Raw genomic sequence first — 14,566 nt, 5'->3', positions numbered from 1 at the left:
GGTAGATAGGTTGGAGGTGGAAGTGCAGCAATGCATGGAGCTGACCAATACTAATCGGTCGAGGGCTTATCCAAAAACACCCCAAAAAGTGAAGCTAAGCGTTGAAGCTGATGCCGAATACTTTTCGGGGACCCCGATACCACATCGGGTAATGCTACGGATATCTAATACACGCAAATTTCGTTTCGTATCTAGTTTTCAGGTGATCAAGCATCTGAAGCCGTTTGGTGGCGATGGCGGAAGGGTTCCACGCGTACCCATACCGAACACGACCGTTAAGCCTTCCAGCGCCGATGGTACTTGGACCGCAGGGTCCCGGGAGAGTAGGACGTCGCCAAGCGGATACATATTCCCTGATAGCTCAGTTGGTAGAGCACTCGACTGTTAATCGAGTTGTCACAGGTTCGAGTCCTGTTCGGGGAGCCACTTGCTTCCATAGCTCAGTAGGTAGAGTGCATCCATGGTAAGGATGAGGTCACCGGTTCGATCCCGGTTGGAAGCTCCAGATTCGTTTTTAGAATGGACATGCGTCATGTAAATGAGGCCCGTTGGTCAAGGGGTTAAGACACCTCCCTTTCACGGAGGTAACAGGGGTTCGAATCCCCTACGGGTCACCACTATTTCTCATCCATTACATATGGAGGCTTAGCTCAGCTGGGAGAGCATCTGCCTTACAAGCAGAGGGTCGGGGGTTCGAACCCCTCAGCCTCCACCATTTAACTCATGATTATTAGAGTGTTGAAATGAAAAATAGAAATACTCATCGATATTGGGGATTAGCCAAGCGGTAAGGCAACGGACTTTGACTCCGTCATGCATAGGTTCGAATCCTATATCCCCAGCCACTTCACACCAAAAAGTGAAGTTGCGCTTTGAAGGTGATTCCGGATATTTTTCGGAGGCCCTGATATGCGAGCCATTAGCTCAGTTGGTAGAGCACCTGACTTTTAATCAGGGTGTCGAAGGTTCGAGTCCTTCATGGCTCACCATTGTTTCATCTTGTGCGCGTGTGGCGGAATTGGCAGACGCACTAGACTTAGGATCTAGCGTCTTTGACGTGGGGGTTCAAGTCCCTCCACGCGCACCATTTATGCGGACGTGGCTCAGCGGTAGAGCATCGCCTTGCCAAGGCGAGGGTCGCGGGTTCGATTCCCGTCGTCCGCTCCATTTGCGCCCTTAGCTCAGCTGGATAGAGCGTTTGACTACGAATCAAAAGGTCGGGAGTTCGAATCTCTCAGGGCGTGCCATTTTTTCAAAGATTAATATCGGGATGTAGCTCAGCTTGGTAGAGCACCTGGTTTGGGACCAGGGGGTCGCATGTTCAAATCGTGTCATCCCGATTTGCTTAGGCGTTATTGCCCATAAAAGTAATCAGAATATGCTACAAAGCATAAGATCACTTTTGTGGGGTGATATGCGGGTGTAGTTCAATGGTAGAACTCCAGCCTTCCAAGCTGGTAGCGTGGGTTCGATTCCCATCACCCGCTCCATACATATGCAGGACATCACCGTGTGTGATGTTTTTTTTACATATTTACACGACTATCCTGCGAAGTGTTAATGTGATAAAGAATGCAGTCATATCAAGGGTTTCTTGGACTAATGTTTATCGTAGAAGGGCATATCAATAGCATGAGTTTTGTCGATTTGGCTAATTTTTTCGCCTGAAAAATGCAGATTTTCATTCGCTTTTATTGTATGATGTTAGGAAGGCGTTACGTCCTAAAGATAAACTGCTGAAACGGGTTGAGATGGGAGGAGTAGCATGACTGAACTTACAGTAACCGCAAAGAGCAATTCCAACAATCTGCTGCGGCGTGATGTACGGTTCCTTGGCAATATTCTTGGGGAAGTTCTTGTCCATCAAGGAGGCAATGAGCTTTTAGATATAGTTGAGAAAATTCGCGAAACGAGTAAATCGTTGCGATCCGTATTCCTGCCGGAATTGTTTGCAGATTTCAAAGGGATTATCAGCACGCTGGAACCAGACATTCGCCATCAGGTGATTCGTGCGTTTGCCATTTACTTTCAATTGGTTAATATCGCAGAGCAGAATCATCGCATACGCCGCAAGCGTGATTACGAGCGTTCCGCTGGGGAGAGTGTTCAACCAGGTTCCATTGAAAGTGCGATCCAGGATTTGAAAGAGCGCAATATTACGTTTGAAGAAGTTCAAGAAATTCTCGAAAGTCTATCCCTTGAGCTGGTAATGACAGCTCATCCGACAGAAGCGATGCGTCGGGCTATTCTGGATATTCATAAACGGATAGCAGACGATGTTATGCAACTGGACAACCCGACACTGACATTCCGCGAACGAGAGCAGCTTCGGGAGAAATTACTGAATGAGGTTATCACACTGTGGCAAACCGATGAGCTTCGTGATCGCAAGCCGACGGTTCTTGATGAAGTCAGAAACGGCATGTATTATTTTCACGAGACTCTGTTTCACATTCTGCCAGAGGTTTATCAAGAGCTGGAGCGCTGCCTAAGTAAGTATTACCCGGGTCACCATTGGCACGTTCCAACCTATTTGCGTTTCGGTTCATGGATTGGTGGCGATCGGGACGGAAATCCTTCAGTGACGGCGGACGTAACATGGAGAACGCTCGAAATGCAGCGGAAGCTTGCAGTTCGTGAATATCAACGGATCTTGCGTGAATTCATGAAATACCTCAGCTTCAGTTCATCCATTGTGAGCGTGTCGGATGAATTGCTTCAATCCATCGAAAAAGACCGCGAGCATGTGACACTGAAAAAGATGGAAATTTGGCACAATGAGAAAGAGCCTTATCGTGTAAAACTGGTATATATGTTAGCTAAAATGAGTCATATTCTTGATGAAAACATGACAGGAAGCGAGCGGTACCAGTCTCCTGAAGAGTTTATTGAGGACTTGAATATCATTGATCGAAGCTTGCGTTTCCATTTTGCTGACTATGTTGCAGACACTTATATCCAGAAGCTGATTCGCCAGGCGGAGTTGTTTGGTTTCCATACAGCAACACTGGATATCAGACAGCATAGCCAAGAGCATGAGAACGCAATGGCCGAAATTCTTCGTAAAATGAACGTCACTCAGGATTATGCACAAATGAGCGAGGACCAGAAAATCGAGCTGCTCAATAACCTGCTTAACGATCCTCGACCGTTGACAACTCCATATCAGGAGTATAGCGACAGCACCGAAGAATGCCTTGAAGTCTATCGCACGGTATTCCGCGCACAGCAGGAATTTGGTGTGAAATGTATTTCGAGTTACTTGATCAGTATGTCGGAAGGAGCAAGCGACATTCTTGAAGTGATGGTGTTTGCCAAAGAGGTCGGACTCTTCCGCAAGGATAATGATGGTTCTGTGGTTGCTACATTACAGGCTGCCCCATTGTTCGAGACGATTGAGGACCTTCATGCAGCGCCTGAAATTATGCGCAAGCTCTTCAGCCTGCCGATTTATCGTGAGGCCGTAAGCGCAATGAATGAACTGCAGGAGATCATGCTGGGCTACTCTGACAGCAACAAGGATGGCGGAGCTATTACAGCAAATTGGGAGCTGCAAGTAGCGCTCAAGGATATTACCGCTGTAGGCAACGAATACGGCATCAGGCTAAAATACTTCCATGGACGCGGCGGATCGCTTGGACGCGGCGGCATGCCTCTGAACCGCAGCATTTTGGCCCAGCCGGCATCTACTATTGCTGGCGGCATCAAAATCACGGAACAAGGCGAGGTGATATCCTCCCGCTATTCCTTGAAAGGAATAGCTTACCGCAGCTTGGACCAGGCCACTTCAGCACTTATTACGGCTTCTCTGAATGCACGCTATGCTGAAACCGAATCGACCGAGAAGGAATGGGAAGAGATTTCTTCCAGCATTTCGGCCGCTTCACAGAAGAAATATCAGGATTTGATATTCCGTGACCCGGATTTCCTTAGCTTCTTCAAGGAATCCACACCGCTTCCCGAGGTGGGAGAACTGAATATTGGCTCCCGACCTTCCAAGCGTAAGAACAGTGACCGTTTCGAGGACCTGAGAGCCATTCCTTGGGTGTTTGCGTGGACGCAGAGCCGTTACCTGCTTCCAGCATGGTACGCGGCTGGTACGGGCTTACAGAGCTTCTATCAGGACAAGGAAGAAAATCTGAAGGTGCTTCAGAAGATGTATACGAGTTATCCGTTCTTTACTTCGTTAATTGACACGCTTCAGATGGCTCTTGCCAAGGCCGATCTGATCATCGCCAAGGAGTACTCCTTGATGACGAAGGATGATAAAGCTCGAGAGCGTATCTTCGGTTTGATACAGGATGAGTTCAATTTGACGAAGGAGCTTGTTCTCAAGATAACGGGTCAACAGGACATTCTGGATAACCAGCCGGTCCTTCAGGAGTCCATCCGTCTCCGTAACCCTTATGTCGATCCGCTCAGCTATTTGCAGGTTCAACTGCTTAATGAGCTGCGTGAACTTAGAGAGCAAGAGCAGGATGACGATCCGGATCTGCTCCGGGAAGTACTCCTCACGATCAACGGCATTGCAGCAGGGCTGCGCAATACAGGTTGATTTTTGTAACTGGTCAAAAGGGTAGGCAAGGGTTAATATAAAGCGAGGTTCCCCTGTGGGCCTCGTTTTTTCATCTATGAGGTTGCTTGCCTGCTGATCATGAATTTACAGGCTGCAGGAAGCGTATCTTTGATATGGAAATGGGATTGTTTTTGAATTATTGTTGATTTTTAGAAACAGTTGAATTACCATTTGAATGATGCTTTTTAGACGTTACCCATCAGACCATTCTGGGGGAATTATGGTGGACAATTTGGATGTAAGACTGGCGAAGCTGGCCCGAAAAGGGGATCAGAGAGCTTTTGCCGAAATCGTAGAGCTTTATAAGGATAAGATTTTTCATCTGGCTTACCGGATGCTGAGCAACCGCCATGAGGCCGAGGATGTCGTACAAGAGACTTTTCTGCGTGTGTATAAGAACCTTGATCGATATGACGAGAACCAAAAATTCTCAACTTGGATATATCGTATTGGCACAAATCTTAGCATTGATCGGCTGCGTAAACGCAAGCCTTCTTTCTCGCTGGACGCAGATCTGAATGAAAGTGAAGGCATGGACGGCTACTCCCTGATTCCGAGTGATAACCGCACACCTGAGAGCGAGATGTTGCTATCCGAAACACAGCGCATCATTCATCAGGCTATTGATGGACTCCCTGCGAAGTACAAGACGATCATGATCCTTCGGTACATCCAGGATTTATCACTGCAGGAGGTCAGCGAGATTATGGACTTGCCTGTAACAACGATTAAGACGAGAGTACATCGCGGACGTGAATTTTTGCGAAAAAAATTAGAGTACAAGCTTTGAGGAAAAACGCCTATCGCCGTTCTTAGAGGAAGACAGACAGCGTTTATGGGCGCTTTTTCTTGAGGAATCAGAAAGTCATGTCATTTCATCTTTCTTTCCGATTTTCTTAAAAAAAATTGAAACATCCCCGATTCCGGCACGTATGAACAAGAAGCAAGTCTTATGCCTCTCAGGAGGTATAGACCCAGCAAAGAGATTGAATGAAAGGATTGGCTCACAAATGGATTGCAAATTAGCCGTCTCTTTGATGCATGATTATCTGGATAATGACTTGTCCAACCCGCAGCAGCTAGAATTGCAGAAGCATTTGCTGGATTGTGCTGACTGTCGGAATTACTTCGAGAAGCTGGAGCATACCGATATGCTTCTTTTTTCCTTAACTCATCATGCGACCAAGCCATCAGATGATTTAACGGATCGTATAATGGGCATGCTGCCGCAGCCCAAGACACAAAAAGTCTGGGTCAAATGGGTTAGGAATCATCCTGCGCTCACGGCTGCAGCAATGTTTTTGGTTGTCATGCTCTTTAGTACAATCAGTTTTTGGAGTCAGGATAATCAGCTGGTTGTGAAGAGTGATGAATTCGAAAAACTGGTGATTGAAGGAGATACCGTCATTATTCCTCCAGATCAGATCATCACGGGAGATATTACAGTTGAGAATGGCAAAGCTAAGGTTTATGGCCAGGTTAATGGCAATTTGACGGTCATTGACGGAGAATTATTTCAGGCTTCCACCGCACATATAGCAGGCCAAGTGAAAGATATAGATAGGGCAATGGATTGGATATGGTATAAAATTTCCACTCTGTTTACAGATGTCGCTTACCGCTAGGTGAAAGCCGCAGCTTGCTGAATGAAAGCGCCTCTTTTCAGTGAAAAGAAGGCGCTTCTTTTGTTGATTTTAGGCTTCTAAATACGAAAAGCGAGGGACGTCCGCTTGCATCGGAAAGATTAACGTTATAACCTAGAGAGTGTAGAGCACATACTACATATATAGTCTCAAGCGTTACTCAAGAGGAAGTTCAAAAAGTCCTGGGGCATTCACGAAGGATCATGTGGGCAGGTTCGGTATCGAATCCTGCGATCATCTTCGAGGAACCGGATGGATTGGGCCCGCACTTAAAGGAAATGACGGGGGTTGCTGTATGGAGTATTTCACAGATATGACCTGGGGTGAAACCATTAAAGATATCATCGATATCCTTATCGTTACTTATATAATATATCAATTGATTCTGCTCGTCCGAGGTACAAGGGCGGTCCAGCTGCTTAAAGGGATTCTTGTGCTGGTTGTCATCTGGGCGCTTAGCACCTGGTTTGATTTGTACACACTCAAATGGCTGATGAATCAGATCTTTACATTTGGGGTGCTTGCCATCTTTATCATCTTCCAACCGGAGCTTAGACGTGGTCTGGAGCAGCTTGGGCGAGGTAAGCTGTTCGGACGGGGCGGGGATGTTGATGAGGAGACGAATAAGTTAATCAGCGAAACCATTAAGGCGGTTAATTATTTGTCGAGGCGCAAAATAGGGGCTCTGATCGTGTTTGAGCGGACCACAGGTCTGAATGAATTTGTAGAATCGGGAATTCCGATGCGGTCTGTGATCAGCTCGGAGTTGTTCATTAACATTTTTATACCGAATACACCTCTCCATGATGGGGCGGTCATCATTCAGAATGGTCAAATTGCAGCGGCAGGCTGTTATTTGCCACTATCAGAGAATCCTTTTATCAGTAAGGAACTGGGAACGAGGCATCGTGCAGCCATCGGTATCAGTGAGGTGGGGGATGCCATTTCTGTTGTTGTATCCGAGGAGACTGGACAAGTATCGCTGGCTTTGAATGGACAAGTGGTTCGGGATATCAAGGAAGAGTCTCTGATCTCCAAGCTGTATGAGGAGCTTCGTCCTGCCGCATCCATAAAGGAGAAACGCTCGTTCTTCTGGAAACGGAAGGGGGATGGCCATAATGGATAAATGGATCAAGAACAACACGGCAAGCAAATTGATTGCTTTGGCGGTCAGTATCCTGTTATGGGCAATGGTTCATATGGACAGTGGGGCGCCTGCCCCGCCAACTACATTTTATGATACCAAGATCATTGAAGGCGTTAAGATCCAGACTTATGGATTTGATGATAGTGAATATGCATTAACCGGCATTGATAAAGATCGCGTGAATCTCGAAGTACGAGGGAAGAAGTCCAACATTGCGCTCTTGACGGATGAATATAAAGTGAAACTTGATCTGAGTACTGTCAGAGAACCGGGTACACACACACTTCCGCTAACTTACTCGATTCCAAGCGGAGTTGAGCTGGTATCGATGGAACCTTCCGCTGTAACCGTAACGGTAGAGACAAGAGTATCGGAATCCGTTACGGTAAGTATTGGCACGAAGGGGGAACCGGCAAAAGATTACCGGGCCGGAACACCCGTGCTGATTGACCCACGACAGGTCACCGTAACCCTGCCAGAATCGTCGATGGCGAATTTGGGACAGGTCAAAGGTAACGTGGATCTGGATGGAGCCAAGGAGAAAATTACGGAGAAGCGAGTCAAGCTTACAGCATATGATAAGCAAGGCGTCGAGATGGAGGATGCGGTCATTGAACCTGCTGCGGTAGCGGCTGAAGTACCGATTGAACCTGCGTTCGTGACTCTTCCTCTGGAGCTTGAATATACGGGAAGACTGCCGGAAGGATTCGTTTTATCCAAGGTAGACCAAAAGGTAAAAGAAGTGAAGCTGTTCGGCAGCAAGGAGGCACTCGCAGGAGCTGGGACCTATATCGAAGCCGCGATCAACTTGGGAGAAGTTAGGAACTCCGGAACAACAGTGCTTACGGCCGACTTGACGCCGCCCGAAGGTTTTGAGAAAATCGAGCCGAGCTCTATAACAGTGGATGTTACGGCCGTATCGCATGGTGAACGGGTTGTTAATGGCATTCCCATTACGTTAAAAGGGGTCTCCTCAGGCCTGGATGCTGTAATAACCGATCCGAAAACGCAGACGATATCCTTGACGCTTACCGGTGCGCCGGATTTGCTGAATAGTCTGGAGCCATCAGACATCGGGGTTGAAGCGAATGCGGCCGGCTTGAAGGCGGGGGTGCACGAAATTCCGCTGCAGATCACATTGCCAAGTTTCATCAACCGAGCGGACCGGAATCGACTTGTCATTAAAGTGGAGCTGAAGGACAATTCCAAGCCAGTTACAACGGATCCAAGCAGCTCTAACAACGAGGGAACCGACAAAGACAAGCCTGATTCACCGGGAACGGGATCAGGTAATGATCAAGTGGAGAATCCGCCTGCGCCTCCCACGAACGAGGGCACGGATAACTCCGGATCAGGAGAAAGTCCATCCCATCCGCCGGGAGACGGATCGAACGATGGAACAACGGGGTCAGAATCATCACAAGATGGATAATATCGAAGAGTAGATAAAGGAGTATATAAAACATGGGGAAATATTTTGGTACAGATGGAGTAAGAGGAGTTGCGAATCAAGAACTGACAGCGGAAATGGCTTATAGCATCGGTCGCTGCGGCGGCTATGTGTTGACAGGTGATAAAGAGAAGCCAACCGTAATCATCGGTATGGATACCCGGGTATCCGGGGCTATGCTGGAGTCGGCTTTGGTTGCAGGCCTGCTGTCCATCGGTGCACACGTCATTCGTTTGGGTGTTGTAAGCACTCCCGCGGTGGCTTATATTACAAGACTGTTGAAAGCTGATGCAGGTGTCATGATCTCGGCATCGCACAATCCGGTGCAGGACAACGGCATCAAATTCTTCGGCGGAGACGGCTTCAAGCTGTCGGATGAAACAGAACTCAAGATTGAAGAGCTAATGGATGCCGAAACGGATAATCTGCCGCGTCCGATCGGAGCTGATTTAGGTGAGCTTCTCGTTGATGATGAATCGAAATATAAATACCTGGATTATCTGAAAACCACGGTTAACAACCGGTTTGACGGCTTGAAAATCGTGCTCGACTGTGCAAATGGTGCTGCTTATGAGCTGGCTCCGAAACTTTTCCGTGAGTTGGGTGCTGACGTAATCACCATTGGCGCTGAGCCGAATGGCCTGAATATTAATGATCACTGTGGATCTACACACCCAGAGAAACTCGTTGAGGCTGTGCTTGCTCATGGGGCTGATCTCGGTCTTGCTTTTGACGGTGATGCGGATCGTCTGATTGCGATTGACGGTAAAGGCGAGGAAGTGGATGGCGACTTCATCCTATGCATTTGCGGTGACGCTATGAACCGTGCGGGCAAGCTTAAGGAAGGCACAATCGTTTCGACCGTCATGAGTAACATCGGCTTTTATAAAGCATGTGAGAGCTTGAAGCTGAAAACAGCAAAAACCGCAGTCGGCGACCGTTATGTCATGGAAGAAATGCGCCGCGGCGGGTATAACCTGGGCGGAGAACAATCCGGACATGTCATTTTCCTGGATCACAACACAACCGGTGATGGCATTTTGACGGGGATTCAACTGGTGGATACATTGGTAGCCTCCGGGAAGCCTCTGCATGAGCTGAAGAGCAGCATGCGCAAGTACCCGCAAGTGCTGGTTAATGTACGTGTGGGTGATAAGAGCAAATATCAAGGAAATGCGGTTATCGAGTCCGCGATTGCTGAGGTTGAGGGCATTCTGGGCGATAACGGCCGTGTCTTGGTTCGCCCATCGGGTACGGAATCCCTTATTCGAGTCATGGCGGAAGGCCCGGACAAAGAAGAGCTCGATCGTTATGTTACGCAGATTGCGGATGTAGTGAAGCGGGAATTGGCGTAAGTCTAAGGGTGTGTTTTTCAAGGAAAGCAGACTAATTTCTGTCAGGGCCAGTGAACTATGTTGTTCGGTTCACTGGCCCACAGCTTTTCCACTATGCCGAGTGTATGAAAGCGCAACACACCCTGTCCTGTCTGCGAACATAGCTGTGTAAGTCATCGCCTGTGAACATAGGTCATTCGATGTCATTAGTGTGGGTTATAGCGTGTAGAGTCCAGTCAGGCAAGGAAACGGCCGAGTTGCCAAAGTGATGATGTGTGAATATAATAAAGGATGTTATTCAAGAATAGAAAGTGAGGGCCGTGAGGTTACTATAAGCTTCATAAGCGCCAGAGCTTGTACCTGCGCGGGGATTGGTTATTGCTTGATGGAATGACCAAACGGCAGAACGCAAGTTGACGAGGTAGAGGTGTTCGGATTATTCGGCGGGGACCTCTCGGTGATGCACCAACCGTAAGCGGATCACGGAAAAGGAATGGGCGACCGTTCTGACAACGTATTTGCAGGTGCTGCACAATAACTTTTATACCAAAACATGAATGTGCGATCTAGAATGCGACAGCGCGGTGGAAGAAGAGTGCATTCATGTCTGTTCAACTAAAATCAGCCTACGTATTGCTGGGTTTCTTGAACGTTGATAATTGAATAGATCATTCTTCTTTCCTCATACCGCACAGATGCTGCCGTGTTCTATTTCCGCCTAACTATTATAGGGAAATCGAACGGAGGAATCATACTATGTGTGGTATTGTCGGATATATTGGAAATCAGAAAACGCAAACGGTGTTGATCGAAGGATTGAGAAAGCTTGAGTATCGTGGATACGATTCTGCTGGGATCGCGGTCTTCACGAATGAAGGTCTGCGCGTTGCGAAGGCACAAGGACGTCTTGCCAACTTGGAGGAGAGACTGGAGTCTGCTCCCCTCGTAGGAACCGCAGGTATCGGTCATACCCGCTGGGCTACGCATGGCCGTCCATCGGACGTGAACTCTCATCCGCATACAGACGAAAGCCAGAAGTTCTCCGTTGTTCATAACGGTATCGTTGAGAACTATTTGGAGCTGAAGGAAGAGCTGATCAGTCAAGGACATCACTTTGTTTCGGAGACCGATACAGAAGTTATTTCCCACCTCATTGCCCGTGAGTATGACGGTGATATCGTTAAGGCCGTGCAGAAGGCGATCTCTTACATGAGAGGTGCATTTGCCCTTGGAGTCTTAACCGAGTATGAGCCGGATCGTCTGGTGGCTGTGCGTCAAGCAAGCCCGCTTATTATCGGTCTTGGCGAAGGAGAGAATTTCATCGGTTCTGATATTCCGGCGATTTTGAAATATACACGGAACGTATATATTCTTAACGATGGAGAGATGGCTCTCTTGACAGCAGATGCTGTCGAATTAATGACCATTGAGGGGAACTTTATTTCTCGGGAAATGATTCGTGTCGATTGGGATGCTGTTACAGCGGAAAAAGGCGGATTCGATCACTTCATGCTGAAGGAAATCCATGAGCAGCCAAAAGCATACCGTGATACGATGCTGGGCCGCGTGGATGAGAGCGGACGCAAAGTGGTTCTGCCTGAACTGAAGCTGACCCAGGAACAGATTAAGAACATTCGCAATGTGCAGATCGTTGCCTGCGGTACGGCTTATCATGCCGGTCTTGTTGGACGCAGCGTGATTGAAGAAATGGTACGCATTCCGGTAGAAAATGATGTGGCTTCCGAGTATCGTTACCGTTCGCCAATCGTTACACCAGAGACCCTTGTCATCGTGGTGAGCCAATCCGGTGAGACGGCTGACACATTGGCTGCGCTTCGTGAAGCCCAGAGCCACGGTGCTCATGTCCTGGCCATCACGAACGTAGTAGGCAGCTCGATTGCCCGTGAAGCGAATGATGTACTCGGCACGCTGGCTGGTCCAGAGATTGCTGTAGCATCCACTAAAGCTTATACCTCACAGTTGATTGCCTTCTATCTGTTTGGTCTGTACCTGGCTCAAGTACGCGGTACAATGACTGAGGACGCTGTTGCTGAAGTCATTGCAGCGATGGAAGCACTGCCTGAACAGGTGGAATCCATGCTGACCAACGCGGAATCCATTAAGGGATATGCCGAGCAAATTGCGGAGCATGAGAACCTGTTCTTCATCGGCCGTGGTCAGGACTACGCCGTGGCACAGGAAGGCTCCCTGAAACTCAAGGAGATCTCTTACATTCATTCCGAGGCATATGCTGCCGGCGAGCTGAAGCATGGTACGCTTGCCCTTATTGAAGAGGGAATACCAGTCATTGCCCTGGCAACCCAGGAAGCGGTGTTGGAGAAAACCGTAAGTAACATCAAGGAAGTGAAAGCACGTGGTGCTGAAGTAATGGCAATTACGTATGAAGAGCATGTGGCTGGCCTGCTGAAATCCGTGGATCAAGCCTTTGCCATTCCGAAGACCTTGCCGATCTTGACGGCTGCCGTGTCTGTAGTTCCACTGCAGCTCCTTGCTTACTATGCATCTCTTGCCCGTGGCAACGACGTAGATAAGCCGCGTAACCTGGCGAAGAGCGTGACGGTGGAGTAAGGAAAGAGGGTGGGAGCAAGGAAAATATAAGCTTCCTAGTGGCACAAAGTGTAGAAGAGTAAAATGTGTGGAAACCACATATAAGATATCGTATATAGTGGGCAGTCTAAGGGAGTCATCCCAGGCTGCCCTCTTTTTATTTCAATGAACATTATTTCGTGTAGAATCTGATATATGCTGGTTTAAAGAAGCTGTTTGAACCTGTTTATTTCATCGAAATTTCAAAGCGGTCGTGGCTGGCTGTGATTCGATGGAGTTGTGCCGACCCAGGACACAGTCGGTGCTCCCTATATTGTTGCGGTAAAGCTGACTTACAAGATGCCGCTCAGAACTGAAAAGCAAACACCAAAAAGCACCTGATAGTATCAGGTGCTTTTTGGTGTGCTACTGCTACTGCTGCCGCTGCCGCGTACGGCATTTTATGCAAACGTAATCCAGCCCTTATGGAACATGGCTTACTCCAAGCTTTGGCTTAATTTGACAATCTGATTCCAGCCCTCGTCGATGCTGATTTTACCGAACATAATCGACTGCGTGATGTTGTCGTACTCCTTCGTGAAGTTGGCCCAGCCGCCCTTATTCCCCGGGCCGGGGTCAAATGCGGCGCCGTCCTTGGATACCTCGTTGATCAGACCGAGGGAGCTTTTATCGACGTCCGTAAATTTAGGCTGGAGCGCATCGGCTACGCTTTTATTGACGGGAATCCCCCGCGAAGTACCCAAGATTTCTCCGGCTTCTTCGCTGTTGACGAACCAGTCGATAAACTCCTTCGCTTCCTCTTTATATTGGCTGTTGGGGCTGACACTCCAGTACATGGAGGCTTTCAGCCAGCCGCTCGCCTGCGTAGCCCTCGGCTGAGTTGTTAGTGCCATCACGCCGGGTTTTAAGGCATCCGTTCCGCCGAATTCCGCCGCATGTGCGCCCCGAAGCAGAATCTTTTCCTGAATGAGCAGGTCCATTTGTGCGTCCTGCCCTTTATCCGACACGGTCACGTCAGGCGGCGTCACAAGTTGTTCTTTGCGAAGCTCAGCCCATTGGTTCATCCAATCCTTCCAGGTAGCCTCGTCATAATGGAATTTTCCGTCCTTGCTCATGGAGAAGCCTTTGCCCATGCTCAGCTGATAGGACATATAAGACGCGCCATCCGCGGTCAGGTCCCGCGTGAGGTATTGGTCTTTGGCCAGTCTCGGTTTCAGGTCGCGCGCCATGGCAAAAAACTCGTCCCATGTCTTTGGCGGTTGAATGCCGAGACTGTCCATCATCGTTTTGTTGTACACCATGCCCCAGGCATTGTTGCCCAGCGGCATCGCGTACAATTTGCTCTGATAGGTGCCAGTCTCAAGCAGCACCTTATCGATCTTGTCCGTCGGAATGGAGGAGAGATCCTCCAGCCGTCCGCTGGATGCCCAATCGTTGAACCAGGCGGCATCCATTTGGAAGATATCCGGTGTATTTTTCCCCGCGGACTGGGTAGACAGCTTGTCCTGGTACCCGTCGAACGACTGGTACTCTGGTTCGAAAGTGATGCCCGGATGCTTTCCAGAGTATAAATCAAGCGCTTTCAAAGTTGCGTCATGCCGGGCTTGAGAGCCCCACCACATGATCCGGAGTGTGATGGACTTGCCGTTTCCCGAATCCGCGGATCCGCCTTCTTCCTTCTTGACCCCGCTGCAAGCGGAGAGAATGAGTGACAGTGAAAGCACTGCCGCAGCGCCAGCGGCGAGACGATGCCATGATTTTCTCATCGGATGAACCTCCCTTAAGTAACTGATCTACTTCTTCACTTAACGTACCAAGTCCAGAGTCTCCCTCGTAGTGGACAAATCA

Annotated in this window: 8 protein-coding genes, 11 tRNA genes and 1 rRNA gene; 19 read left to right on the top strand and 1 reads right to left on the bottom strand. The window is 48.6% G+C overall.

Annotated elements, in window-relative coordinates:
• The first annotated feature begins 223 nt into the window (after positions 1 to 223).
• From rrf to glmS, 19 genes are all read left to right on the top strand, one after another.
• Positions 224 to 340 (top strand): 5S ribosomal RNA (rrf, locus tag M2277_RS22535).
• A 10-nt stretch (positions 341 to 350) separates the two neighbouring features.
• Positions 351 to 426: transfer RNA gene (locus M2277_RS22530), tRNA-Asn, on the top strand.
• A gap of 3 nt (positions 427 to 429) precedes the next feature.
• Positions 430 to 505: transfer RNA gene (locus M2277_RS22525), tRNA-Thr, on the top strand.
• Between the two features lie 37 nt (positions 506 to 542).
• Positions 543 to 617, top strand: a tRNA-Glu gene (locus tag M2277_RS22520).
• Between the two features lie 22 nt (positions 618 to 639).
• Positions 640 to 715: transfer RNA gene (locus M2277_RS22515), tRNA-Val, on the top strand.
• Between the two features lie 55 nt (positions 716 to 770).
• Positions 771 to 845 (top strand) — tRNA-Gln (locus M2277_RS22510).
• A 68-nt stretch (positions 846 to 913) separates the two neighbouring features.
• Positions 914 to 989, top strand: a tRNA-Lys gene (locus M2277_RS22505).
• Between the two features lie 14 nt (positions 990 to 1,003).
• Positions 1,004 to 1,087, top strand: a tRNA-Leu gene (locus M2277_RS22500).
• A gap of 5 nt (positions 1,088 to 1,092) precedes the next feature.
• Positions 1,093 to 1,167 (top strand) — tRNA-Gly (locus tag M2277_RS22495).
• Between the two features lie 3 nt (positions 1,168 to 1,170).
• Positions 1,171 to 1,247, top strand: a tRNA-Arg gene (locus M2277_RS22490).
• A 19-nt stretch (positions 1,248 to 1,266) separates the two neighbouring features.
• Positions 1,267 to 1,340, top strand: a tRNA-Pro gene (locus M2277_RS22485).
• Between the two features lie 76 nt (positions 1,341 to 1,416).
• A tRNA-Gly gene (locus tag M2277_RS22480) sits at positions 1,417 to 1,490 on the top strand.
• A 275-nt stretch (positions 1,491 to 1,765) separates the two neighbouring features.
• Entirely contained in the window at positions 1,766 to 4,555 is a 2,790-nt protein-coding gene (gene ppc / locus M2277_RS22475; protein ID WP_280755561.1) for a phosphoenolpyruvate carboxylase, read from the top strand.
• Positions 4,556 to 4,796: 241 nt separating this feature from the next.
• The gene (sigW, locus tag M2277_RS22470) at positions 4,797 to 5,366 is read left to right on the top strand and encodes an RNA polymerase sigma factor SigW (protein ID WP_006212876.1); all 570 of its coding nucleotides are present in this window, start codon (positions 4,797 to 4,799) and stop codon (positions 5,364 to 5,366) included.
• Positions 5,367 to 5,586: 220 nt separating this feature from the next.
• Positions 5,587 to 6,201 carry a zf-HC2 domain-containing protein gene (locus tag M2277_RS22465; RefSeq protein ID WP_040681072.1) on the top strand — a complete coding sequence of 205 codons (615 nt, stop codon included), beginning with the start codon at positions 5,587 to 5,589 and terminating at the stop codon, positions 6,199 to 6,201.
• A 313-nt stretch (positions 6,202 to 6,514) separates the two neighbouring features.
• A complete protein-coding gene (gene cdaA, locus M2277_RS22460; protein WP_036643621.1) occupies positions 6,515 to 7,345 on the top strand; it encodes a diadenylate cyclase CdaA in 831 nt (276 codons plus the stop codon).
• Entirely contained in the window at positions 7,338 to 8,798 is a 1,461-nt protein-coding gene (locus tag M2277_RS22455; RefSeq protein ID WP_051449335.1) for a CdaR family protein, read from the top strand. Before cdaA ends, M2277_RS22455 begins: the two co-directional genes overlap by 8 nt.
• 32 nt (positions 8,799 to 8,830) lie before the next feature.
• On the top strand, positions 8,831 to 10,171 hold the full coding sequence (glmM, locus tag M2277_RS22450; RefSeq protein ID WP_063477854.1) for a phosphoglucosamine mutase: 1,341 nt from the start codon (positions 8,831 to 8,833) through the stop codon (positions 10,169 to 10,171).
• A gap of 735 nt (positions 10,172 to 10,906) precedes the next feature.
• Positions 10,907 to 12,739, top strand: a complete 1,833-nt coding sequence (glmS, locus tag M2277_RS22445) for a glutamine--fructose-6-phosphate transaminase (isomerizing) (RefSeq protein WP_036643618.1) — start codon at positions 10,907 to 10,909, stop codon at positions 12,737 to 12,739.
• Between the two features lie 455 nt (positions 12,740 to 13,194).
• On the opposite strand, the gene M2277_RS22440 is transcribed toward glmS, so the two are convergent.
• Positions 13,195 to 14,484, bottom strand: coding sequence for an ABC transporter substrate-binding protein (locus tag M2277_RS22440; RefSeq protein ID WP_280755560.1), 1,290 nt, complete (start codon positions 14,482 to 14,484; stop codon positions 13,195 to 13,197).
• Positions 14,485 to 14,566: the final 82 nt, after the last annotated feature.

It is taken from the genome of Paenibacillus sp. LBL, from assembly GCF_029893715.1.
Taxonomy (GTDB): domain Bacteria; phylum Bacillota; class Bacilli; order Paenibacillales; family Paenibacillaceae; genus Paenibacillus_AQ; species Paenibacillus_AQ glucanolyticus.
Note: the sequence above shows the minus strand (reverse complement) of the source record. Positions and strands in the feature narration are given on the sequence as shown.

Bases quoted from the DNA above. Each gene is read 5' to 3' on its own strand.
- ppc (WP_280755561.1), top strand. From the start codon at position 1,766: ATGACTGAACTTACAGTAACCGCAAAGAGCAATTCCAACAATCTGCTG.
- sigW (WP_006212876.1), top strand. From the start codon at position 4,797: ATGGTGGACAATTTGGATGTAAGACTGGCGAAGCTGGCCCGAAAAGGG.
- M2277_RS22465 (WP_040681072.1), top strand. From the start codon at position 5,587: ATGGATTGCAAATTAGCCGTCTCTTTGATGCATGATTATCTGGATAAT.
- cdaA (WP_036643621.1), top strand. From the start codon at position 6,515: ATGGAGTATTTCACAGATATGACCTGGGGTGAAACCATTAAAGATATC.
- M2277_RS22455 (WP_051449335.1), top strand. From the start codon at position 7,338: ATGGATAAATGGATCAAGAACAACACGGCAAGCAAATTGATTGCTTTG.
- glmM (WP_063477854.1), top strand. From the start codon at position 8,831: ATGGGGAAATATTTTGGTACAGATGGAGTAAGAGGAGTTGCGAATCAA.
- glmS (WP_036643618.1), top strand. From the start codon at position 10,907: ATGTGTGGTATTGTCGGATATATTGGAAATCAGAAAACGCAAACGGTG.
- M2277_RS22440 (WP_280755560.1), bottom strand. From the start codon at position 14,484: ATGAGAAAATCATGGCATCGTCTCGCCGCTGGCGCTGCGGCAGTGCTT.